Raw genomic sequence first — 23,902 nt, forward strand, 5'->3', positions numbered from 1 at the left:
GCCGAGGCTACAGACCTCTTCGCGACTAAAGTCGCTCCTACGTGGATCAGTTAAACAGTACCGCTGTTTTCTGCAGAGTCACCCACACACCCCACGCCAGCGGGATGCCCACGGCCAGCCAGGCGGCGACCACGAACGGCGCGCTGCCAGCAGCGGCTTTCCATTCCAGCACGGTAGTGCCTTCGCTGCTCTTGTCGTGACCGATGGCGCGCTCGGCGGCCAGTTCGGCGTCGGTCATGAAGTACTTGTCGGCCACCGGACGGATCATCAGGTTGCAGATGAAGCCCAGCACCAACAGACCGGCAAGGATGTACAGCGTGATGTCGTAGGCATCGGCCCGCGCCACACCGTGGCTGAGCTGGTACTCACGCAGGTAGTTGACCAGTACCGGACCCAGCACACCGGCTGCCGCCCAGGCGGTCAGCAGACGACCGTGGATCGCACCGACCATCTGGGTACCGAACAGGTCGGCCAGGTAAGCCGGCACAGTGGCAAAGCCGCCGCCGTACATCGACAGCACCACACAGAAGGCCGCCACGAACAGCGCGATGCTGCCCCAGTGACCCAGCGTTGGCACCGAGGCGTACAGCACGAAGCCCAGCGCGAAGAAGATGAAGTAGGTGGCTTTACGGCCCAGGTAGTCCGAGCACGAGGCCCAGAAGAACCGGCCACCGATGTTGAACAGGCTCAGCAGACCGGTGAAGCCGGCGGCGATCGCCGCGATGGCCTTGAGCTGGTCAGCATTCAGTTCGCTGAAGGTCAGGTCATTGCCCAGCAGCTTGCCGGCGAACACTTCCTGCAGCAGCGGCGATGCCATGCCCAGGATGCCGATACCAGCCGAAACGTTCAGGCACAGCACCAGCCAGACCAGACGGAACTGCGGGGTTTTCCAGGCCACACTGACATGCACGTGGCGGTCAGTGATCATCGCGTTGCTGGCTTTCTTGGCAGGCGCGGTCCAGCCTTCAGGCTTCCAGCCGGTTGGCGGTACGCGGTAGCCCAGAGCGCCACCCATCATGAACACGAAGTAGATCACCGCCATGACCGCGAAGCTCTGCCATACACCTACGCCGTCAGCGCTGGCGAAGTGGCTCATCAGTGCAGTGGCCAGCGGTGCACCCACCATCGCGCCGCCACCGAAGCCCATGATCGCCATGCCGGTAGCCATGCCGCGCTTGTCCGGGAACCATTTGATCAGGGTCGACACCGGAGAGATATAACCCAGGCCCAGACCGATACCGCCGATGACTCCGGAACCCAGCCACATCAGCCAGATCTGGTGGGTATAGATACCCAGCGCGGAAATCAGCAGACCGCCACACCAGCACAGTGCCGAGACGACACCGGCCTTACGAGGACCTGCGTGCTCCAGCCAGCCACCCCAGATAGCTGCCGAACAGCCCAGGAAAATGAAGAACAGCGTGTAGATCCAGCCCAGCATGGAGATCTGCCAGTCACAGCTCGACGCGAACATCTGTGCGAAGAAACCCATGTCCGGTGTGCAGGCGACAGGAGCGGTGATACCAACAGCCTTGGACAACGGCAACCAGAACACCGAGAAGCCGTAAGCCATACCAATACACAGGTGGATGGCCAGAGCGGCGGGCGGAACGAGCCAGCGGTTGAAACCCGGCTTGGCAATAATGCGTTCTTTGGACAAGAACGCAGGCTGGGCAGATTGGCCACCCAACGCTGTGCTTGTACTCATTGTATTAACCCCAATGTATGCAATGCTCGCAGGACTTTTAACGCCGACCCACCCTCAGTCTTCCATGAACGAAAGCCCGGAGCTTTTATATTCAATAGGTTACGGTTATGTGGCAAAAAGCCGCACCTGATCAGCGATGGCGCAAGAGTAGCACTTACAAGAGGCAGTTAGTGTTTTGTTACAGGTTTTTTTCGTCTTTTCTCAATAAGCTTTTTCTATGAAGCAATAGATATAACCGATCATAAAAAACATGCCCCATAGATCAATAAATCAGGGCGCTTAGTTGTCATACAAAGTCCGTTGCTTCGTGCAATTTACCCGACCCAATCGGCGACCAGCCGGCAGGCCGACCGCCATCCTGCCGGCTTGTGCGCCCGACAGCCTGACGACAACGGTATACTCACTGACCCATTTCGAGCGACCGACCACAAGGACCCGCCCATGAAAGCGTTCGGCAAAATCCTGGGACTGTTTATTCTCGGTTTGTTGCTGATCATAGTGGCTCTCGGCTTTGCCTTGACCCATCTGTTTGATCCCAACGACTACAAAGACGAAATCCGCCAACTGGCCCGCGAGAAGGCCAATGTCGAGCTGACCCTCAACGGCGATATCGGCTGGAGCCTGTTCCCCTGGCTGGGCCTGGAATTGCACGACGCCCGGGTCGCAACCCTCAATGCGCCAGACCAACCGTTTGCCGACCTGCAGATGCTTGGCCTGTCGGTCAGGGTGCTGCCGCTGATCCGGCGCGAAGTGCAGATGAGCGATGTTCGCGTCGAAGGCCTGAACCTGACCCTCAACCGTGACAAGAACGGCCATGGCAATTGGGAGGACATCGGTAAACCGGCGACCCCGGCCAGCACCACGCCAACCGCCCCGGCCGGCGAGAGCACTCCGCCAGCACAAGACACTGCGCAAAAACCGTCCAGGCCCGTCAAGCTGGATATCGACAGCCTGACCGTCAACAATGCCCGCGTGCTGTATACCGATGAAGCGAAGAACCAGACCTATACCGCCGAAAGCATCCAACTGAGCACAGGCCCGGTTCGTGAGGGCAGCGACATCAGCCTGAAGCTCACCGCGTTCCTCAGCGGCAACCAGCCTGCATTGCGCGCCCGCACCGAACTGACCGGCAACCTGCGCCTGGATCGGGCCCTGCAGCGCTACCAGTTCGAAGACATGCGTCTGTCCGGTGAACTGGCCGGCGAGCCGCTGCAAGGCAAGACCGTCACCTTTGTTGCTCAAGGCCAGTTGCTGGCTGACCTGGCGGCCAATGTGGCCGAATGGAACAGCCTGAAAATCACCACCAATCAACTGCGCGCGCTGGGCGAACTGCGCGCCCGCGATCTGGACAAGACCCCGCAGCTCAGCGGCGGCCTGTCGGTGGCGCAATTCAACCTGCGCACCTTCATGGACGGTATCGGCCAGCCACTGCCGACCATGGCCGAAGGCAGCCTGAGCAAGGTCGAGCTGGTCACCCGCCTGAGCGGCACGCCGACCAGCCTGGTGCTCGATGAGCTGAACCTCAAGGTCGACGACAGCACTTTCAGCGGTCGCGTCGCCATAGAAGACTTCAGCAAACAGGCGCTGCGCCTGCAACTGAAGGCCGACAGCTTCGACGCCGACCGCTATCGCCCGGCCGCAACCGAGACCGAAAAAGGCGCCAAGGCGGCGCGCAAGTCCGAAGTACAGAACAGCGAAGCCACAGCCATCGCCGGCGCGGGCACCACCCCACTGCCCGAGCCGCCGACCAAGACCGCCTGGAGCACCGAGAAGCTGTTGCCGCTGGAGCGCCTGCGCAGTCTCGACGTCGAAGCCGAGCTGAGTTTCGGCAAACTGATCGTCAACAAGCTGCCGATCGACAATGCCGCGCTCAAGACCCAGGCCGCCGGCGGCGTGATCCGTGTCGACAGCCTGCGCGGCGGTTTGTACAACGGCGACTTCGAGATCAAGGGCAACCTTGATGCCCGCCAGGACATCCCGACCGCCAGCGTGCAGACCCGGGTCAACAAGGTGCCGGTCGAGCGCGTGCTCGATAGCCAGGGCCAGACCCCGCCCGTGCGCGGCCAGTTGATCCTCAACAGTGATCTGAGCGGCAAGGGCAACAGTGAGAAAGCGCTGATCGACAGCCTTAACGGCACCGCCAGCTTCGTCGTCAACAATGGCGTGCTGGTCAATGCCAACCTCGAACAGCAACTCTGCCAAGGCATTGCCCTGCTCAACCGCAAGCCGCTGACCGGCGAGCCACGCGGCAAGGACACCCCGTTCCGACAACTGAGCGGCAGCCTTGCCGTGCGTAACGGGGTCGCCAGCAACCCGGACCTCAAGGCGCAGATCCCCGGCCTGACCCTCAACGGTAAAGGCGATGTCGACCTGCGCGTGCTGGGCATGGATTATCGCGTCGGCATCATCATCGAAGGCGACAAGGGCGAAATGCCCGACCCGGCCTGCCAGGTCAACGAGCGCTATGTCGGCATCGAGTGGCCGGTGCATTGCCGTGGCCCGCTGGAGCTGGGTGCCAAGGCGTGCCGGGTCGACAAGGAAGGCCTCGGCCAGGTCGCCGCCAAGCTTGCGGCCAATGAAGTGCGCAACAAGCTCGATGAAAAGATCGAAGAAAAACTGGGCGACAAAGTCAGCCCTGAACTCAAAGATGCTCTGAAGGGGCTGTTCAAACGATGAATGCTGTACACGCCCTTGCGCCTGAGCAGTTCTCTCAGGCGGTGCTGGACTGGTTCGATGTCCATGGCCGCCACGATCTGCCCTGGCAGCAGGACATCAACCCTTACCGGGTATGGGTTTCGGAAATCATGCTGCAGCAGACCCAGGTCAGCACGGTGCTCAACTACTTCGACCGGTTCATGACCGCCCTGCCCACCGTGCAGGACCTGGCTGAAGCAGCCGAAGACGAAGTGCTGCACCTGTGGACCGGGCTGGGCTACTACACCCGCGCGCGCAACCTGCAGAAGACCGCGAAGATCATCATGGCCGAACACGGCGGTGAGTTTCCGCGCAGTGTCGAGCAGCTCACCGAACTGCCTGGCATCGGCCTGTCCACCGCCGGGGCCATCGCCAGCATCAGTATGGGCATTCGTGCGCCGATCCTCGACGGCAACGTCAAGCGCGTGCTGGCGCGTTATGTGGCGCAGGAAGGCTACCCCGGTGAACCGGCCGTGGCGCGCCAGCTATGGGCGGTTGCCGAGCGCTTTACCCCGCACGCCCGCGTCAACCACTACACCCAGGCGATGATGGACCTCGGCGCGACCTTGTGTACGCGCAGCAAGCCCAGCTGCCTGTTGTGCCCGCTGGAGCGCAGTTGTGAAGCGCACCTGCTGGGCCTGGAAACCCGCTACCCGGTGCCCAAGCCACGCAAGAGCATCCCGCAAAAACGCACCCTGATGCCGTTGCTGGCCAACGCCCAGGGCGAGATTCTGCTTTACCGCCGCCCGTCTACCGGACTCTGGGGCGGCTTGTGGAGCCTGCCAGAGCTGGACGCCTTCGATGACCTGCAGCACCTGGCCAGCCAGCACGCGCTGGAGCTGGGCAGCCACCACGAGCTGCCAGGCGTGCTACACACCTTCAGCCATTTCCAGCTCAGCATCGAACCCTGGCTGGTCAGGGTTCAGACGCCGGCCAGCCACGTGGCCGAGGCCGACTGGCTCTGGTATAACCTCGCCACCCCGCCGCGCCTGGGCCTTGCCGCCCCGGTGAAGAAGCTGCTCAAACACGCAGCCGACGTATTGAATGCAGGAGAGTCCTCATGACCCGCACCGTAATGTGCCGCAAATACAAAGAACAACTGCCAGGCCTGGAGCGCCCGCCGTACCCGGGTGCCAAAGGCGAAGACATCTTCAACAATGTCTCGCAGCAAGCCTGGGCCGACTGGCAGAAGCACCAGACCCTGCTGATCAACGAGCGTCGGCTGAACATGATGAACGCCGAGGACCGCAAATTCCTGCAGACCGAAATGGACAAATACTTCTCGGGTGAGGACTACGCCAAGGCTGAAGGCTACGTCGCGCCGGAAAACTGATCATTTTTTGAACAAAACACGTAAGCATCGAAAAATATTCAGTTTTTTCTAAAAAAAAGTTGACGCATCTCCGGAAAACGCTTTTAATGCGCCCCGTAGCCCAGATAGCTCAGTCGGTAGAGCAGGGGATTGAAAATCCCCGTGTCGGCGGTTCGATTCCGTCTCTGGGCACCATCTTCAAATCAGGTGGTGCACGCATCACCCGATCAATAAAAAACCCGCCCAGTGCGGGTTTTTTATTGCCTGCAGGAAATGCCTTTGGCAGCGTTGCATTCGATTCGCCAGCATCCCGACCAACGGTAACAGGCAGCCGGTTTGCCGAACGGGCGCGAAGACAACCGCAACCCGCTCTCAATGCGCGTCAAGGATCAAACCAGGCAACCCTCAAACATCGGTAGGAAAAAAACCACCCGCGCGCTAATCATGAGTGAAATCAATATATTGAACTTTCAATTTCATACGATTGAAACATCCCGTTCTTTATATATTCACCGCCCTTACCGGACTCGCCACCAGTGCCTGTTTTTCGACTCCCAGTCAAAGTAATGACACGCCGGGTAAAAACCCGACAAACCGCCAAAAATGGGCTACCAGCGGCCAACCGGCTGTTTCCGGGGCAGGTGCTGGCATAGTAGTATCGTATTAATACTTTCTTCTTTTGCGATGTTCGATATGCGTGCTACAGCCTGCAATAAACAAAGCGGTTTTACCCTCGTCGAATTGTTGGTGACCGTGGCTGTGGTCGGCATCCTGGCAGCCATCGCCATCCCCTCCTACGAGAGCTACGTGACCAAGAGCAAGATCAAGGGCGCGCAGTCCGATCTCGCCGCACTGAGCCTGGTGATGGAGAACTTCTACCAGAAGCAGCTCAAGTACCCGACCAACACCGCCAGCACCACTGCCGAGTCGCGCTGCGTGGCCGCCACCGGCACGACCACCTGTTCCGTGTCGGGCTGGCAGCCTAGCCAGGACGGGTTCGTCTACAAGATCGTCACCGCCACCGCCAGCACCTACAAGCTTGAAGCGTTGGGCAGCAGCGGCAAAGTCAACGGCTGCAGCATCACCCTGACCCAAGACAACGTGCGTGCCATCGCCAGTTGCAGTGGCTACAACGGCGGCTGGCAATGAACCGCAGCCGTGGTTTTACCCTGATCGAGCTGATGATCACGTTGGCGATTTTCAGTTTTCTGATCACCATGGGCTCGCAACTGACCAAATCCTGGACTGACAGCGCCAGGCAGCTAGAAGCGGCCAACCTGCTCAAGCAAGGCATCAGCCGCGCCAAGGCCACCGCCCTGCGCAACCCCGGCGCGGCCCAAAGCAACGCGCCAGCCGCCGCGCTGTGCAGCTCTGGCCAGACACTCAAGCTGTTCAGCGTCGCCGACCTGGCCAGCATCAACTGCGCAGCCACCGACAACATTCTCTGGCAAGCCAACCTGCCCGGCTCCGCAACCCTGCAGAGCGGCGGAACCAATATCACCTGCATCGCGTTCAACAGCCGGGGCCTGCCGGTCACCGGCAGCAACTCGTGCACGACCAGCACCATCAACGTAACGGTTGGCAGCGAAGCGTCAGTCAATGTCGAGATCATTTAAGCCCGCACGCCACCGGCAACGTGGCGACATCCTGCTGGAATCGTTGATCGGCATCGTGCTGATGTCGATCATCGGCCTGGGTATGACCTACGCCACCTCCCGCGCCGCCGTGGCCCAGCGCGACATGAAGGTACAGAACATTGCGGTGAGCCAGATGCGGGATTTGATCAGTCGGTATGGCAAGACGCTGTGTGCGGGCAATGCTGCCCTGGCGAAGATCACCGTACCGATGCAGACCGCAGCGCTGACGCTGGATGCCAGCTGCACCAACACCGCCAGCATTACCGTGGACGGCATGACGATAGACACCTCTGGCGCCGTCGTCCTCACCACGCGCAGCAGCGACAGCACTGTGTTCGGCGGCGTGATTCGGGTCGGTGACGAAACGTGAAACGCCCCCAGCGCGGCTTCAACCTGATCAGTTTGATGATTGGCATGACGCTGTCGCTGATCAGCATCCTGGCGATGCTCGCACTGTACAAGAACATGGTCGGCATCTCGGTGCGCTCGATTCAGGATGCGCAGCAGGATGGACAAGTAAGCGCGGGGTTTCTGACCGCACAACTTGAGATGCGCAATGCGGGATTTGGGATAGTTCCTTCTGATACAACTCCTACTGATGTCGCATCCAAGAGCATGCGACTACTGCAAAATGCAAGGCTCACGTCTGGCACCCTGACAGGCGATCCATATACCCCACCTGTTGAAATATCCGGGAATGCCTTGATCTGGGTGTCTAAGATGTCAACGACTGCCGATGCTACTTGCGCCGGGTTACTGGTTCAAAGTGGGCAACTGGTGTATTTGAAAGCAGCCAGTACCTGCAGGGCTATTACCGACTGGGGAACAACCACATGGACCCAGACGATTCTGGTCGCAGCCCCGAAGAATCCGGCAGATGACACCAGCTATGGAAATATACAGTCCGCTAGTTTCTTCAAAACAGAGCAAGGCAGGTGCTGGCCATTTGGAAAGTACTCGGAGACACAATTTCCCAACAGCCTGAAAGTCATCATGACGGCCTCAATCAGCGCCAAGGACTCGACCGGTAACGCTATAAAAAGCGTTAGTGAGATCTGTCTTCCCAACATCCCCATTCCCCTTACGACTCCGTAGCAGGACACCACCATGAACCACCTACGCCTGCTACCCACACAGCCTGTCCCAACGCGACAACGCGGCATGGCCACGACTCTGATCATGACCCTGACCGGCGTGGCCCTGACGGCCGCTACGGTGGGAATGATGTACAGCATCCAGGGCGCAGGGGAGCAACAGATGGCCAGCCACGCCAACGTCCCGGCCGAGTCACGCGCCTGGGAAGGGGTTGAAGTGCTGCGCAAGTACCTTGCCGAAAAGAACCCGGACGCACCCGCCTGCACCGACACCACCACACCGCGCAGCAAACTGATCGATACCCCGGCCATTGCTGCGACCATCGTGTGCAAGGAAACCGCGAACGGCAAAACCCTGTTCACGGCCAACATCACCGGCTACAGCAACGTCAGCAGCCAGCGCGCCAAAGCCACCTCAACCCTGCAAGCGGTATACGAGAAAGGCGCGGGCGCCAGCCCGGCCGGGCAGACCCTGGGTAACGCCCTGACCTTCAACGGCGACCTCAATTACAGCGGTGGCTCGCTGTCGATCGTCAACGGCCCCTACCTGGCTTACATCAACCTCAATGGCACGCTGCGAATCACCAACGGTGCCAAAGCGTCAGTGTCCGGTTGCGCCAAGGCCGGTATCGAACTGTCCGGCGGCGGGGTCGCCGACAACGCGATCCTGCGCACCGAAGGCACCTTCAGCATGAGTTCGGCCAGCCCGCCCAACAACCTGACGCTGGGCGCCAAGAACATCAATATCACCCAGGATGGCGGCAGCTACATCTCGATCAAGGCCGGAGCCTTCAGTGCCGACGTGATGTCCGGCGGCAGCAAGATCGGCACGGCACTGGTCGGCGGCGTGATCAACACCGACACCGCCAGAACCATCACCCCGGTCACAGAAGGCACCTCGCTGATAACCCTGAGCGGCTCACCTGCCACGGTGTATGCGCTGGACCTGAGCAAGATCAGCCTGTCGGGCAGCACCATCACCACCACCGCTGCGGGCGCGGCCAAAAAGATCTCCGGCGACGCCAGCCTGCCCGCGACGATCACCATGACGTACAGCGCGGTGTATGGCGGCGAAGTTGCCTTCCGCAACTCCACGGTCGGCACCTTCTGGGCCAACAACATCAACTTCACCGGCTGGAGTGCCAACTACTCGCTGCTCAAGGCCCACGGCAACGTCTCGATCCTGACCGCGACAATTGGCCAGTTCCAGGGCGGCGGCAATCTGTCGGTAACCCAGTGGAATACCCCAACCTTCAGCAACGCCAGCCGGATCTCCGGCGCCATACTCAATAACAGCGGCGGCACGCCATATACCGGCAACCCGATTGCCAACCTGAGTTTTGCCGTCCCCAATTCCTCTCCCGGCTTGCCCGGCGTGCCGTTCTGCGACCTGACCCTCAGACCGGTCGATGTCTCGACACTGCGTGACCAGGCCAACTACGTGTTCTATTTCGATGGCAACACGCCGATGCTGAGGATACAGAACGTCAAAAGGGCCAATGGCACCGCTGTCGATCCTGGCCCATACAACTTGACCACCACCGACTTGCAGCGTATCGGTGGGGCCGACTTTCTGATCTGTGGCTGGTACTACAACAGTGGTGGCAACAACACCTGCGGCAAGAATGCTACGCCCAGCAACGGCTGGGTATTCAACGGGATCATGGCATTCCCGCCCGGCGTCGCCTGGTTTCAGGGCAACGTGACCCTCGACGGCGTGCAAATGGCCCGCTTCAGCAATACCTTTCTCAGCACCGGTGACGTGACCTTGACCAGTTCGTCCAACGCACCGATTTACGCGCCGAACTTTTCCGGCCCCAGCTTCACCTGCGGCGGCGCCTTCTATGCCACTAACCTGTGCAAGAGCACCACGGCCCTGGCGACCTGGACCGACTCCACCGGCACCACCCGCACCGGCATGCCCATCGGCAATATCGCGGTCGAGGCCGAACGTGCGCTGTACACCAACGGCTGGACGATCTGGGGCAACGTGATTCTCGGTGGCCTGGTCAATGCTTCTGGCGCGACCACCAACATCAAAGGCGGGCTGTCCACCGGCAACAACGGCGTGACCGCTACCACCATCGGTGCGGGCGGTATCGCGGTGGACGTATCCAACATGAGCAGTGACCAGAGCATCGTCGGCACCACCACCGCAGGCTCTGGCAGTACGACAGGCGGAACAGGCGGATCGGGCACCACAACCGTGAAATGGGTACGCCCTCTGTAGACATCGCACTTGGGTTTTACCGCCGTCTGCGCTTCAATGGCGGCCCACGCCACACCGACACCCAAGGACACCTTCATGGCCTCCTCAGACAAGCAGCAAAAGCGCGCCCAACGCGCAAAACTCAAGGCCAAGCAGAATCGCTCCGGCCAGAAGCCGAAGACGTCGGTGCATTCGCTGTTCGATTCGCCGTTGGTCGATCAGCCGTTCGATGACGTGAAAATCGACCTGAGCACCTTTGACTTCCAGGACCTGGTCGAGAATGGCTTCGACCCGGCCGATTACGAAGACCTGTTCGAAACCATGCATCAGGCCGAGGCCATCAGCCAGATCGCGCTGTGCGCGGTATTCCTGCAATACCCGGTACTGGAACTGGTATTGGCCGAGCAGAACGACGAAGAAGCCACCGACTTCATGATGGGCCTGCTGATCACCTATCGCGCGATTTTCCATAACGAAGACGAAGACACCGCGCTGGAATGGATCAGCACACCCGCATTCCAGGCTGCCTACCAGAAGGCTTCGGACCTGCTGGTGATGCGCAACGAAAGCCAACGCCGCGGGCGTTGAGGCAATTCCTTTCAAGCCCTTGCCTGGGCTTTGTGACTGACAGAAAGCAGGCAGTTGCGCCTTGATCGTCTGGCCGAAGAGCTTGCCGGGAAGCTGATGGCTTACCGGCAATAGTCAGAAGAAGCCGGCGAGACCGCTGCCGAGGCACGGGCGAGCGCAGAACAGTTCGCGCAGGACCTGATACGCGCCACAGAGCGCTTGCTGGCTATATCACCTGAGAAACCGCAGGAGCTGCTTTAGGAGCTGCTGTAGGAGCTGCTTCAGCAGCGAACAATACAACCTTGTGGCGGCTAATGTTCGCGGCTAAAGCCGCTCCTACGGGCCAGTCGGCCCCGATGCGCCGGGGCCGATCATGCGGTCAATTCAGCGCAGCAGCACCCTGCTCACCCGCCGCCTTGCGGCGCCGCGAAACCAGCAAACCGGTGGCAACCACACCCAGGCTCAACAGCGCGGTGGCGACGATTTCCATGCGGTGTTTTTCCATGAACAGCATGGTGATCAGCACGCCGCTGATGAAGATGATCACCGCCCAGGTCAGCCACGGGAACAACCACATGCGGAAGGTCAGCGGCTCGCCGCTGGCGACCAGTTTGCGGCGCATGCGCAGTTGCGACACGGCGATCACCAGGTACACCAGCAAAGCGATGGCGCCGGAGCTGGCCAGCAGGAACTGGAACACGGCTTCTGGGGCGATGTAGTTGGCGATCACGGTCAGGAATGCCGCTGCGGTCGAAAGCATCACCGCCCAGTAAGGCGTACCGGCCTGGGTGGTGCGCTTGGCAACGGCTGGTGCATCACCGCGCTTGCCCAGCGAGTAGAGCATCCGCGAGGCGGTGTACAGCGCCGAGTTCAGGCAGCTGGTCACGGCGATCAAGACGATGATGTCCACCACCATTTTGGCGTTGGGAATGCCCATGCGCTCCAGCACGGTCTGGTAGGAACCAACCGAGGCCAGCAGCGGGTCGTTCCACGGCACCAGCGCGACCACGATGAAGATCGACACCAGATAGAACAGGCAGATCCGCCAGATCACCGAGTTGGTGGCCTTGGTGATCTGTTTCGCCGGGTCTTTGGACTCGGCCGCTGCAATGGTGACGATCTCGGTGCCCATGAACGAGAACATGGTGGTCAGAATCGCTGCGAGCACCGCACCCATACCGTTAGGCATGAAGCCGCCGGTGTCGAACAGGTGGCTGACGCCGCTGACCTGGCTGGTCGGCAGAAAGCCGAAAATCGCTGCCAGGCCCAGCGCGACGAAGGCGACGATGGACAGCACTTTGATCAACGCGAACCAGAACTCGAACTCGCCGTAGTTCTTCACACTGAACAGGTTGGTCGCGGTCAGCAGCAGGGTAATGACCAGCGAGTAGACCCAGAACGAGATGTTCGGCCACCAGGCATGCAGGATCGCTGCGGCCGCGTTGGCTTCCAGCGGGATCACCAGCACCCAGAACCACCAGTACAGCCAGCCGATGGTGAAGCCGGCCCAGCGACCGATGGCGCGGTCGGCATAGGTCGAAAACGAGCCGGTGTCCGGAGAAGCCACGGCCATTTCGGCCAGCATGCGCATCACCAGCACCACCAGCGTACCGGCAGCGGCATAGGCCAGCAGCACGGCCGGGCCAGCGGCGGCGATGGCATGCCCGGAGCCGACAAACAAACCGGCACCGATTACCCCGGCAATCGACAGCATGGTGATGTGCCGAGGTTTCAACCCTTGGTCGAGGGTAGAGAAATTTGCGGAATTGCTCATTTAAAGCACCTTTGCGAGACGAGCCAGACACATCGGAGCGCTTCGTAAAAAGAATGCTACGGCGATGTTCTTTATTCTTTACGCAAATTCCGCGCCAGAATGTTCCAAAAACGACGTCGCTCAGGAACCGCCTGACTTACAGACGAAAAAACGATCGAGATCTTTTACGGGGCTGTTCGGGATTTGTTACCGAATACCACAAGCGAACGGGCGTCAACGCACCAGCGAGAAACACTCTGTAGTAACAGGCACTGTTATGGTGCACAGCAAAACGTAACCATCGGGCACAAGCGGCTTCCCTGTACCGACCAAAGCTGGCAACATCGCGCCTTTTTTGCGCAAGGCCGTCGGCAATGGGGCAATCCCCCGGCATGAACGGTTTCTGTTGCGGCGACAGTCCCCTGCATCCATGCGACACGCCGCCACATCCTGCACCTTTGGCACTATGGTCCGATTCTGGCGCTATGCTAGCTTGGCGCACGCCAAGGAAGGCCACCAACAAGCAGGAGCGTATCTATCTATGAGGAACCCACATGGCCGAGGCCACGCCCGCCCTGGAAATCCGCAATCTGCACAAGCGCTACGGCAAGCTTGATGTACTCAAGGGCGTCTCGCTGACCGCCCGCGATGGCGATGTCATCTCGATTCTTGGCTCGTCCGGCTCTGGCAAGTCGACCCTGCTGCGCTGCATCAACCTGCTGGAAAACCCGCACGAGGGCCAGATTCTGGTCGCCGGTGAAGAGCTGCGCCTGAAAGCTGCGCGCAACGGCGAGCTGGTGGCCGCCGATAACCGGCAGATCAACCGGCTGCGCAGCGAAATCGGTTTCGTGTTCCAGAACTTCAACCTCTGGCCGCACATGAGCGTGCTCGACAACATCATCGAGGCGCCGCGCCGGGTGCTGGGCCAGAGCAAGGCGGAAGCCATCGAGGTGGCCGAAGCGCTGCTGGCCAAAGTCGGTATTGCCGACAAGCGCCACGCCTTCCCGACCCAGCTCTCTGGCGGTCAGCAGCAACGTGCGGCGATTGCCCGGACCCTGGCCATGCAACCGAAAGTGATCCTGTTCGACGAGCCGACTTCGGCACTCGACCCGGAAATGGTCCAGGAAGTGCTCAATGTCATCCGTGGCCTGGCCGAAGAAGGCCGGACCATGCTGCTGGTGACCCATGAAATGAATTTCGCCCGGCAGGTCTCCAGTGAAGTAGTCTTCCTGCACCAGGGGCAGGTCGAAGAGCAGGGCACACCCCAGCAAGTCTTCGAGGCCCCACGGTCGGTAAGGTGTCAACAATTCATGTCGAGCAATCGTTAAACGGAGCAACACCCATGCAGACGTACAAGAAGTTACTGCTGGCCACCGCTGCCACACTGGCAATCACCGGCAACGCGTTCGCCGAAACCCTCAAATTCGGTATCGAGGCAGCCTACCCGCCATTCAACAACAAGGACGCCAGCGGCCAGGTCGTGGGCTTCGACTATGAAATCGCCCAGGCCCTGTGCGCCAAGATGAAAGTCGAGTGCCAGGCGGTGACCTCCGACTGGGACGGCATCATCCCGGCCCTGAACGCCAAGAAGTTCGACTTCCTGGTGTCGTCGCTGTCGATCACCGAAGAGCGCAAGGTGGCGGTGGACTTCACCGACCCGTACTACTCCAACAAGCTGCAGTTCATCGCGCCGAAAAGCACTGAGCTGAAAGCCGACAGCGTCGCCACGATCAAGAAAGAGCTCGACGGCAAGACCGTTGGCGCCCAGCGCGCCACCCTGGCCGCCACCTGGCTGGAAGACAACCTGGGCAGCGACGTGAAAGCGACCCTGTATGACACCCAGGAAAACGCCTACCTGGACCTGACCGCCGGCCGCAGCGATGCGATCCTGGCCGACAAGTATGTCAGCTACGAGTGGCTGAAAAGCAAAGACGGCGCGAACTTCGAGTTCAAGGGCAACCCGGTCGAAGAAAACGACAAGGTCGGCATCGCCGTCCGTAAAGGCGACGCACTGCGCGAGAAGCTCAACGTAGCCCTGAAAGAAATCATCGCTGACGGCACCTACAAGAAGATCAACGACAAGTACTTCCCGTTCAGCATCCTCTGATTCGCCCTGCGCCAGCCGCTGCCCCGCGAGGGTGCAGCGGCTGGCCACGGTGGCCTGAAAAAGCCTGCCCATGAACTTCGAACTCCACGAATTCGGCCCGGCCCTTGCGGCTGGCATGCTGATGACCGTCAAGCTCGCCCTCTCGGCCCTGTGCCTGGGGCTGGTGCTGGGTCTGCTTGGCGCCCTCGCCAAAACCTCATCGCACCGCGGCCTGCAATGGCTCGGCGGCGCCTATTCGACGCTGGTGCGCGGCGTGCCCGAGCTGCTCTGGGTGCTGCTGATCTACTTCGGCACCGTCAACGGCCTGCGGGCGCTGGGCGAGCTGATCGGTATTCCCGGCCTGGAACTCAACGCCTTCGCCGCCGGGGTCATCGCGCTGGGCCTGTGCTTCGGCGCTTACGCCACTGAAGTGTTTCGCGGCGCCCTGCTGGCCGTGCCCAAAGGTCACCGCGAAGCCGGGCTGGCGCTGGGCATGTCACGGCCACGGATCTTCTTTCGGGTGGTGATGCCGCAGATGTGGCGCATCGCCCTGCCCGGTCTTGGCAACCTGTTCATGATCCTGATGAAAGACACCGCGCTGGTGTCGGTGATCGGTCTCGAAGAGATCATGCGCCACGCGCAGATTGCCGTGAGCGTTACCAAAGAACCGTTCACCTTCTACCTGGCGGCCGCCTTCATGTACCTGGCGCTGACCGTAGTGGCCATGACCGGCATGTACTTTCTGGAAAAACGCGCCGCACGCGGCTTCACGAGGAGCGCCTGATGAACTGGGAAGTCATCATCAAGTGGCTGCCACGCCTGGCCCAGGGCGCGACCCTGACCCTGGAACTGGTGGCCATCGCGGTCATTGCCGGGCTGATCCTGGCCATCCCGCTGGGCATCGCCCGCTCATCGAAGCACCTGCCGATCCGCGCCCTGCCCTACGCTTACATTTTCTTCTTCCGTGGCACGCCGCTGCTGGTGCAGCTGTTTCTGGTCTACTACGGCCTGGCGCAGTTTGAGGCGGTGCGGCAAAGCGCGTTGTGGCCGTACCTGCGCGACCCGTTCTGGTGTGCGGTCATCACCATGACCCTGCACACCGCCGCCTACATCGCCGAGATTCTGCGCGGCGCGATCCAGGCCGTGCCACCCGGCGAAATCGAAGCCGCCCGCGCCTTGGGCATGTCGAAGAACAAGGCGCTGTTCTACATCATCCTGCCCCGCGCCGCGCGTATCGGCCTGCCGGCGTACAGCAACGAAGTGATCCTGATGCTCAAGGCCAGCGCCCTGGCCAGCACCATCACCCTGCTGGAACTGACCGGCATGGCCCGCACCATCATCGCCCGCACCTACCTGCCGGTGGAGATCTTCTTCGCGGCGGGGATGTTCTACCTGGTGATGTCGTTCTTGCTGGTGCAAGGCTTTAAATTGCTGGAGAAAGCGCTGCGGGTGGACATGACTCACGGGCGCTGATCAAGCTGGCGGCACGCATACCCCGTAGGAGCGGCTTCAGCCGCGAAGCTTTTCGCTGCTAAAGCAGCTCCTACGGGTCATACCACCGTACCCATCGCCCTCCACTCTTCTCCCGCTGAGCGGCCCAACCACCATGTCCACCTCCGACCTGCTCAGCCGCTTCCAGGCCCTGGACCGCTTCCTCATCGAGCACCAGGCACTCTGGCGACCCAAGCCCTTCACTGAACTGCGCCTGCCATGGGAAGCCACTTACCCACAGCTCTCGCAATGGCTGCGCAGCCGCACACTGGAACAAGCCGAGGCCGCGCACAACCATCCAGAACACCTGCAAGCCCCGGCACCATTCACCCAACTGGCCGCGCAAAGCGTTGCCTTGGCACGGGCTGACGAGTTGCCCAGCCAACCGCTAAACCCGGTGGAGCCACGCCTGAGCGTCGATGTACCCGGCCGCAAATGGCAACAGATCGAAGCCTTCGCCAGCCACCTGAACCTGCCGACAACCCCGACCCACTGGCTCGACTGGTGCGCCGGCAAAGGTCACCTGGGCCGCCGCCTTACCGGACCCGACCAGCGCCTGACCTGCCTGGAGTACGACCCGGCATTAGTCGAGGCCGGTCGTGAGCTGAGCCTGCGCCATCGGGTCAATGCCCAGCATGTGCAGCAAGACGTGATGGCTGCCGAGACCGCCAGCCATCTGCACGCCGACCACACCGCCGTCGCGCTGCATGCCTGCGGCGATCTGCATGTGCAATTAATGCGTCTGGCCAGCGCCACCGGCTGCCCGCAACTGGCGATTGCGCCGTGCTGCTACAACCGCACCGCCCACGCGCAATATCAGGCGCTGTCGCAAGCGGGGCAGATTTCGGCGCTGCAACTGTCCCGGGATGACCTTGGCCTGCCATTGAGCGAGACCGTCACCGCGCCCGCCCGGGTACGTCGCCAGCGCGACCTGTCGATGGCGCGGCGGCTGGGCTTTGATCTGCTCCAGCGCCGGTTACGCTGTGTGGACAACTATTTACCCACCCCTTCGCTGCCGGTCGCGTGGCTGGCGAAACCTTACGCCGATTACTGCCATGAACTGGCCGCCCGCAAACAACTGCCCATACCAGGCCCGCAAGACTGGGCTGCACTGGAGGCACAAGGCTGGCAACGGCTGGCAGAAGTCCGGAATCTGGAGCTTGTGCGCAATTTGTTCCGTCGGCCGCTGGAGATGTGGCTGGTGCTGGACCGGGCACTTTACCTGCAAGAACAGGGCTATAACGTGCAACTCGGCACCTTCTGCGCGCCTGAACTGACCCCGCGCAACCTGCTGTTGATTGCCCGACAAATGACCGCACAACCTGTGGATAACTCTGTTGATTAAATTCCGGAAGCTGGGGAAAACGTCTGTAGAAAGCGCCCGACAATGCCGGGCTTTCGGCGTGTATTCAAAGTCAAGCCCGTTCTGGCTCAATGGTTTGCGGCCGGGCACTGCTCAGAACCCGGACCGCACATCAGAAAAATTTCATGTTTACGGAACTTGTGAATAAACCTGCAAACATGCGGCCATCAGGGTTGCTCGACGCACGCCAGTGAGCGCTCCACCATCACTCTGGCCATCTCCGCCATGTGCATCGACGAGAACGCCAGGCTGCGCTGGGCACCGCTAAGACCCTCGCCCAACTCACAGGACGTCGCCGCCGCACAACGCAGGAAATCCAGCGCGTGAAGCAGTGTGGTCTCAAGATGCGGAGGGATAGTGGCGGGGTTGTTTTCTACAACGTCGGTGGCGGGCAGGTAATGCGCCAGGGCGCGTTCTACGATGGATTGATTCAAGACAGGAAGCAGCGTCTTGCTGCCGGGTTTATCGAAAGTATCGTTGACCATGTGCTTTAGCTCCTTACAGTGAGCTGCCACCTGATCACGACTAAACGATAGGGTGGCGGCTGTACGCAGGTTAGTCGTCCGGTGAGCTAAAACCGGTGCATCCGAAGATGCCCTGGCACAGCCGCCATAGAACGTTGGCCTTTGAACAAGCCAACGGAACGGCGGCGCTATGCGCTTTAACTCAATGCGGGCGACTAAACCCGTTCACCGGAAATCGGTGACTGGCGCAGACTAGAAGCGCATTGGGCGGGGCGCAAGCGGGTCGGGATTCTGTCGGAAATGTCTGTCAAAAGAAAGGGACGCATCCCGCAAAAACGTCCCGGAAACCATTGCAAATCATCACCGCAGCCCGCGATCAGAACTGATTGAGCTTGAGTTGCGTCGGTGCAAACGAGCGGCCTTTGAGCTTGCTCAGCGTCAGCCGGTAGACACTGGATTTCACCTGACTGCCCATCGGCGTCTCTTCAAGCAGAATGCGGTTGGTGGCAAACACACAGCCGGTTTTGAGCATCTGGTACTTGAGCTGATAGTAACCGGCGTCCATCCGGGCAAAACTGAACTGCTCACCCGGCGGCACATAGGCATGCCGAAACGCATTGCGCCCCACCGCATCAGTGACCTTGGCATACACCGCCGAATCGCCACCGCGGTTATCCACCACAATCTGCGACCAGCCATTGTTCCTCAGCAGCGGCATGCCTTGCAGATAACCCGCATCCAGCGGCCACGCCGCCCCCAGCGGGTCCAGCGCCGGCACCGCACACTCAGGCTCGGCCGGCGCAGGCGGCGACACCGGCAACACACGCTCGACCCGCTCCGGCTCCGACGCCGGCCGGACATACACCGGCAACGCTTCGGTCGGCGTATACGACAGCCTGGCATTGTGGTCGTAGCCCATCCAGGCACCGGCCGCGCAGAAGGTCATGAACAACAACACCCAACGCACCAACGTGCGCCGCCGCCGACGTTTGGAAACCGGCTGCCCGCCACCCGCAGCCGAAGCAGGTCGCGCCTTGGCCGCCCGCGCAGCAGGCGCCGCCGCAGACGAACCCGCCTGAGCCGCCGCCGCATACACCGCCGCACCCTGGCGGCCCTGCACCACCACCGCCTGAGCCCTCTGCTGACGCCGCTCCTGCTCTAGCAGTTGCGCGTCATACAACAACCGTCGCGCCGGATTGGCCAACACCTCATGCGACGCATTGACCCGGCTCATCAACTCCGACGCATCCTCAGCCGGATTGCGATCAGGATGCAGCTGCTGCGCCAGCTTGCGATACGCCCGCTTGATCTGCTCAGGCGTCGCATCCCGCGCAACGTTCAACTGCTCGTAATGGGTGAGGGTATTCTGCATTGCACCTGCATTCCATGGCCACATGCCAGCTCGGCAACTGTATCGGCCTGAAACGCCAGAGCTTCAATGCCCGACGACCAGCGACACCACATGGCGATTTTTTCAAGCTAATCAGGCAGGTAGGCTTTACAAGCGCGCCAGACTCTATATACTCCTTCGCCATTGCCGGTATAGCTCAGTCGGTAGAGCAACTGACTTGTAATCAGTAGGTCCCGAGTTCGATTCTTGGTGCCGGCACCATACAAGGTTGCAGAGAAGGCTTTCAAAATCTCTGGAACCCCCGAAAAACCCGCCTTCTGGCGGGTTTTTTCGTTTTGGGGTTTTGTCGGATTCTGAGGTAGCCAGCGTCGATAAGAGTCGTGCGCCAGATACACCGAACCTCGCAGCCCTGCAGCAACCTATCCGCTTGGTCGAATATTGCGCCAACCTGTGCCCGTTTCTTTCTCTGGTGTAGTGGTTTTATGAATCGCCCCCGACCGGTGCTCCTCTAATTATTTTTTTGCAAAAGTTCTTCCGGCGTGAGAGGCTGCTTTTTTGCCCATTCAAGAAGCTCAACATTAGGAACTTTCGCGCTGCCACCTGGGCCAACAAGCATATGTGGCCATGGAATATCTACTCCTGCTTTGGAAAGACTCTCGATGCGAGACGCTGCTTCCCTGTCAAAAACATAACATTCGAACTTATACTCTGATGATTCCCTTTTCGAATCATACTGCCTGTACCGAACAAGCACTGTGCATGTCTTCTTCGGCAAATCCGTCATACCTTCCAACTGCTCGACTCTTGCATGTATAAACGTATTATTTGAGGCTTTAAAAACAAGCTGATCACTGGCCTTGAGCAGCTTCTGCTTCTCTGACAAGCGAAAAAATATTTTATCCGTATATTCTTCTGACGACGCATCAAGCTCTACATAATCAATAACAGCTGCGCGATTTCCTACATTAGTTAAAAGAACCTCCATTTCTTCGAAGTCACTATACACGAGCGTAACATCCAGCTTCGAATAATCGCCTTTTACCCAGTCCCATGCCGGAGGAACAACAACCGAGAAAACGGAGACAAATGCTACCGGCAAACCGAACACCAAGCTCAACCACTCCAAATTCGCTTTCGTAAAAAACCCCATCTATCACCTCTCAGGCACATGTTATAAAAACGAGACACATCTAACAAAGCATCCCCTAAGGGAGTCGTTTACTCTAGCCTATCAACCCCATTAGTTCATCCAAGAACTGCAGCTTAAGTTCACTACATTTCATATCAATCATCAAAAGTTGGCAATAATAAAAATAGCGAACCCAAAGTAGAGCTTGAGCAATCGCAAACATTGATACGGCTCTACCTGCCACAGCACATAGAGAACAAAAAAAATTTCGCTCATACACCTGAAACTCAACCTCCCTGTGCTCATACCTTAGTTACAACTGCACCAAAGGTCTCCCCTCCCCTTTAGCTTTAAGCAGTTCAGTTAGATCTCTCATAAGGTTCGAGTATGCGCAGTCCTCTTACTGCCGGGTCGAAAAGTAGATCGTAGAACCAGTAAAACCGCTTCATCGCAATAGAGCACGTAGCCGGATAGACCTGTGCAAAGGCCAACGCTTTCTGATCTTCATCCAGCAACAGAAAAACCCTGGAAACCCGATCCTCGATATTCCGGCGAATGAAGGCTCGCGCGGTTTCCAAGTCATCGGGCTGCTGATAGAAAATGCGGTACTGGTTGAACAGATGTGCCGCGCTGTCTGAATCCTTCACAGCGCATTCGATGACTTCCATGTGCTACTCCGACAATTCCATTGGCTTGCAAGACGATTTCAGGTCGCACATTACATCATTGCCGCACCAGCATGACTACAGCCCCAAACCACCCATCCCGCCCCAGCACAACTCCGTTGAACTCACGCCGCCCCACCCACTCCCTCTCTCAAGCAGCACCCAAAAATCCAAGAAGGAGTTCACCATGAAAAAGGTATTTCGCGCTGGCGCCCTGAGTCTGTTCGTGGCCATGGCCAGCACCACTGCTTTCGCCGCAAGCCCTGCGGCGTTTGTCGATGACGCCTCGGCCAAAAGCATTGCGGAGATCGAGAACGGCAAGCTGGCGGTGGAGAAGAGTCAGTCGGCTGATGTGAAGACGTTTGCCGAGATGATGATCAAGGATCACACGGCGGCGAATGAGAAGCTCAAGGACATTGCCGCCACCAAAAAGCTGGAGGTCAGCGACGACGCCGAGCTGATGGACAAGGCCAAGAAGATGATCCTTGAATACCGCGACGAGTCTTTCGACAAGGCGTACGCCGAGAATCAGGTCAAGGCGCATGAGCAGACCATCAAGCTGTTCGAGGATGAGGCCAAGAACGGTGACGATCCCGAGGTGAAGGCCTTTGCGGCAGAAACCCTGCCCAAGCTTAAAACCCATCTGGAAGCGGCCCGGAAGCTGGCGACCAGTCATGGCGGCAAGGCCGAGTAATTCGGATTACCCCGCTTGAACCCAGCAGCCCAGGCTCATACCTGGGCTGCCTCGCTCCTCTGCCCCTCAAATCCAGCCCAGCCAGTTCCAGTAAGTGCTGGCGAACACCATCAGCAACACATAGCCCACCAGCGTGACGACGATGCCGACCCTGGCAAATTGCTTGGGGGTGAAGGTGTCGGTGCCCAGGCAGACCATGTTCTGCGGGGCGTTGATTGGCAGGATAAAGCCAAAGCTCACCACAAAGCCGAGCAGCATGGTCATGCCGATGCGGCTGAAGTCGCCGGGCAGGGTCAGCAGCACGGCCATGAGGATCGGCAGCAGCGCCGAGGTCAGTGCGGTGGCGCTGGCGAAGCCCAGGTGGATGAGGATCAGAAAGGCGCTGAGGATGGCGAATACGCCGAGCGGGCCGAGGCTGTCCAGGCCGGTGTGGGCAACCACTTGAGCGCCCAGCCATTGCCCGGCCTGGGTCGTGAGCAGTGCGGTGCCCAGGCTGATGCCGACCCCGAACACGATCACCGTGCCCCACGGGATGCGCGCTTGCAGGTCTTTCCAGGTCATTACGCCGAAGCGCGGCAGCAGCAGGATCACTAATCCTGCGTAGGTGGTCGAGGTGGTGTCGAAGGCGTGCAACCGGCCTTCGCTGGCCCAGGCCAGTAACAGCAGCAGCGAGACACCGGCCAGGCGTTTTTGCGCGCCGCTCATGGGGCCAAGGTCGGCCAGGCTTTGGTTTACCGCGGCCATGCCGCCGGGCACGCTGTCGCTCTCGGGCGGCAGCATTTTCAGTACCAGGAAGATCAGCACCAGCGACATGATCAGCGCCCACGGTGCGCCGGCGATCAGCCAGTCGATCCACGACACCCGCTGGCCTAGCATTTTGTCCATGAAGCCCACGGTCAGCAGGTTCTGCGCGGCGGCGGTCTGGATGCCGACGTTCCAGATGCTGGTGCCGTGGGCGACGATGATCATCAGCCCGGCGGCGATGTTGGAGCGTTGGGCGACGCCAAATGCGGCGATCACTCCGACCATGATCGGCACCACGCAGGCACTGCGCGCCGTGGCGCTGGGCACCAGCAGGCTGAGCAGGATGATCACCAGCATGGCGCCGAACAGAATCCGCCGGGTGCTGGCGCCGACCTTGCTCAGGGTCAGCAGGGCGATGCGGCGGTCCAGCCCGGTGTGGGTCATCGCGGCGGCGATGAACAGGGCGCCGACCACCAGCGCCAGCGCCGGGTTGGAGAAGCCGTTAAGGGCCATGCTGATGCCGGCCGATGAGCCGTAGGTTTGTGCCGGGTCTTGCAGGGTGGGTGCGGTGCCGATCAGCAAGGCCATGAGCGAGGTGATCATGATGGCGCTGGCTTCGTAAGAGACCGCTTCGGTGACCCAGACCGTGACCGCAAAGGCCAGGATCGCCAGCATGCGTTGGCCTGCGACCGGCAGTGCGGCGGGCAGTGGCAGCAACAGCACGATCAGCATGGCGACTACGGCGACGATCAGGCCGGGCGGAAAGCGTACCGGCTGAGGCGGGGTTGTGGGTGAGGTAGTGTCGTTCATCAGCGTGCTCCGTCTGGCGCCAGATGTGCGCTGGATCAACGATACGCGTGATGGAGGTTTTGGCACTGACACGGGTCAGGTGGGGCTGTGTTGGTAGAGAAAAGCGCAGCCGAAGCCCCGACTGCCGCACA

Annotated in this window: 22 protein-coding genes and 2 tRNA genes; 17 read left to right on the top strand and 7 right to left on the bottom strand. The window is 60.1% G+C overall.

The genetic code is table 11. The features are described 5' to 3' along the window. Positions 1-46 precede the first annotated feature (46 nt). Positions 47-1,708 carry an OFA family MFS transporter gene (locus NRB16_RS25515; RefSeq protein ID WP_257107260.1) on the bottom strand — a complete coding sequence of 554 codons (1,662 nt, stop codon included), beginning with the start codon at positions 1,706-1,708 and terminating at the stop codon, positions 47-49. A gap of 441 nt (positions 1,709-2,149) precedes the next feature. On the opposite strand from NRB16_RS25515, the gene NRB16_RS25520 reads away from it, so the two are divergent. From NRB16_RS25520 to NRB16_RS25570, 10 genes are all read left to right on the top strand, one after another. After that, the gene (locus NRB16_RS25520; RefSeq protein WP_257107261.1) at positions 2,150-4,384 is read left to right on the top strand and encodes an AsmA family protein; all 2,235 of its coding nucleotides are present in this window, start codon (positions 2,150-2,152) and stop codon (positions 4,382-4,384) included. Then, complete coding sequence (mutY, locus tag NRB16_RS25525; protein ID WP_045484545.1) at positions 4,381-5,466, top strand: A/G-specific adenine glycosylase; 1,086 nt, start codon at positions 4,381-4,383, stop codon at positions 5,464-5,466. The genes NRB16_RS25520 and mutY overlap by 4 nt, the downstream gene beginning before the upstream one ends. After that, entirely contained in the window at positions 5,463-5,735 is a 273-nt protein-coding gene (locus NRB16_RS25530) for an oxidative damage protection protein (protein WP_045484547.1), read from the top strand. The genes mutY and NRB16_RS25530 overlap by 4 nt, the downstream gene beginning before the upstream one ends. 98 nt (positions 5,736-5,833) lie before the next feature. After that, positions 5,834-5,909: transfer RNA gene (locus tag NRB16_RS25535), tRNA-Phe, on the top strand. Positions 5,910-6,407: 498 nt separating this feature from the next. After that, entirely contained in the window at positions 6,408-6,863 is a 456-nt protein-coding gene (locus NRB16_RS25545; protein ID WP_306456530.1) for a type IV pilin protein, read from the top strand. Continuing rightward, positions 6,860-7,330 (top strand): Tfp pilus assembly protein FimT/FimU, encoded by a 471-nt coding sequence (locus tag NRB16_RS25550; protein WP_257107262.1) that lies wholly within the window; start codon positions 6,860-6,862, stop codon positions 7,328-7,330. Before NRB16_RS25545 ends, NRB16_RS25550 begins: the two co-directional genes overlap by 4 nt. Continuing rightward, positions 7,314-7,721, top strand: a complete 408-nt coding sequence (locus tag NRB16_RS25555) for a type II secretion system protein (RefSeq protein WP_045484553.1) — start codon at positions 7,314-7,316, stop codon at positions 7,719-7,721. The genes NRB16_RS25550 and NRB16_RS25555 overlap by 17 nt, the downstream gene beginning before the upstream one ends. Beyond that, positions 7,718-8,446, top strand: a complete 729-nt coding sequence (locus NRB16_RS25560; protein WP_257107263.1) for a PilW family protein — start codon at positions 7,718-7,720, stop codon at positions 8,444-8,446. The genes NRB16_RS25555 and NRB16_RS25560 overlap by 4 nt, the downstream gene beginning before the upstream one ends. Before the next feature lie 66 nt (positions 8,447-8,512). Further along, the gene (locus NRB16_RS25565) at positions 8,513-10,675 is read left to right on the top strand and encodes a hypothetical protein (RefSeq protein ID WP_257107264.1); all 2,163 of its coding nucleotides are present in this window, start codon (positions 8,513-8,515) and stop codon (positions 10,673-10,675) included. Positions 10,676-10,750: 75 nt separating this feature from the next. Continuing rightward, positions 10,751-11,242, top strand: a complete 492-nt coding sequence (locus NRB16_RS25570) for a hypothetical protein (RefSeq protein WP_045484556.1) — start codon at positions 10,751-10,753, stop codon at positions 11,240-11,242. A gap of 358 nt (positions 11,243-11,600) precedes the next feature. On the opposite strand, the gene gabP is transcribed toward NRB16_RS25570, so the two are convergent. Further along, a complete protein-coding gene (gene gabP, locus NRB16_RS25575; RefSeq protein ID WP_045484559.1) occupies positions 11,601-12,995 on the bottom strand; it encodes a GABA permease in 1,395 nt (464 codons plus the stop codon). Positions 12,996-13,528: 533 nt separating this feature from the next. On the opposite strand from gabP, the gene NRB16_RS25580 reads away from it, so the two are divergent. The 5 genes from NRB16_RS25580 (at position 13,529) to NRB16_RS25600 (ending at position 17,896) form a co-directional block, all read left to right on the top strand. After that, a complete protein-coding gene (locus tag NRB16_RS25580) occupies positions 13,529-14,302 on the top strand; it encodes an ABC transporter ATP-binding protein (protein WP_045484562.1) in 774 nt (257 codons plus the stop codon). A 14-nt stretch (positions 14,303-14,316) separates the two neighbouring features. Then, entirely contained in the window at positions 14,317-15,081 is a 765-nt protein-coding gene (locus NRB16_RS25585; RefSeq protein ID WP_045484565.1) for an ABC transporter substrate-binding protein, read from the top strand. 70 nt (positions 15,082-15,151) lie between these two features. Beyond that, complete coding sequence (locus NRB16_RS25590; RefSeq protein ID WP_253117871.1) at positions 15,152-15,844, top strand: ABC transporter permease; 693 nt, start codon at positions 15,152-15,154, stop codon at positions 15,842-15,844. Then, a complete protein-coding gene (locus NRB16_RS25595; protein ID WP_045484571.1) occupies positions 15,844-16,533 on the top strand; it encodes an ABC transporter permease in 690 nt (229 codons plus the stop codon). Before NRB16_RS25590 ends, NRB16_RS25595 begins: the two co-directional genes overlap by 1 nt. 133 nt (positions 16,534-16,666) lie before the next feature. Next, entirely contained in the window at positions 16,667-17,896 is a 1,230-nt protein-coding gene (locus NRB16_RS25600) for an SAM-dependent methyltransferase (RefSeq protein WP_257107265.1), read from the top strand. Between the two features lie 185 nt (positions 17,897-18,081). On the opposite strand, the gene NRB16_RS25605 is transcribed toward NRB16_RS25600, so the two are convergent. Together NRB16_RS25605 and NRB16_RS25610 are read right to left on the bottom strand one after the other, a co-directional pair. Then, positions 18,082-18,399: a DUF6124 family protein gene (locus NRB16_RS25605; protein WP_257107266.1), complete on the bottom strand. Its 318-nt coding sequence runs from the start codon at positions 18,397-18,399 to the stop codon at positions 18,082-18,084. Positions 18,400-18,754: 355 nt separating this feature from the next. Beyond that, positions 18,755-19,750 (bottom strand): J domain-containing protein, encoded by a 996-nt coding sequence (locus tag NRB16_RS25610; protein WP_257107267.1) that lies wholly within the window; start codon positions 19,748-19,750, stop codon positions 18,755-18,757. Positions 19,751-19,914: 164 nt separating this feature from the next. On the opposite strand from NRB16_RS25610, the gene NRB16_RS25615 reads away from it, so the two are divergent. Continuing rightward, positions 19,915-19,990, top strand: a tRNA-Thr gene (locus tag NRB16_RS25615). A gap of 247 nt (positions 19,991-20,237) precedes the next feature. Here NRB16_RS25615 and NRB16_RS25620 read toward each other — a convergent pair. Continuing rightward, a complete protein-coding gene (locus tag NRB16_RS25620) occupies positions 20,238-20,879 on the bottom strand; it encodes a hypothetical protein (protein ID WP_257107268.1) in 642 nt (213 codons plus the stop codon). Positions 20,880-21,217: 338 nt separating this feature from the next. Further along, positions 21,218-21,526 carry a hypothetical protein gene (locus NRB16_RS25625; RefSeq protein WP_257107269.1) on the bottom strand — a complete coding sequence of 103 codons (309 nt, stop codon included), beginning with the start codon at positions 21,524-21,526 and terminating at the stop codon, positions 21,218-21,220. Positions 21,527-21,710: 184 nt separating this feature from the next. Here NRB16_RS25625 and NRB16_RS25630 point away from each other — a divergent pair, with 184 nt between their 5' ends. Continuing rightward, positions 21,711-22,217, top strand: a complete 507-nt coding sequence (locus tag NRB16_RS25630; protein ID WP_257107270.1) for a DUF4142 domain-containing protein — start codon at positions 21,711-21,713, stop codon at positions 22,215-22,217. A gap of 66 nt (positions 22,218-22,283) precedes the next feature. Here the strand turns inward: NRB16_RS25630 and NRB16_RS25635 are convergent, their stop codons facing one another. Beyond that, entirely contained in the window at positions 22,284-23,771 is a 1,488-nt protein-coding gene (locus NRB16_RS25635) for an anion permease (RefSeq protein WP_257107271.1), read from the bottom strand. Positions 23,772-23,902 lie beyond the last annotated feature (131 nt).

It is taken from the genome of Pseudomonas sp. LJDD11, from assembly GCF_024584215.1.
GTDB lineage: Bacteria > Pseudomonadota > Gammaproteobacteria > Pseudomonadales > Pseudomonadaceae > Aquipseudomonas.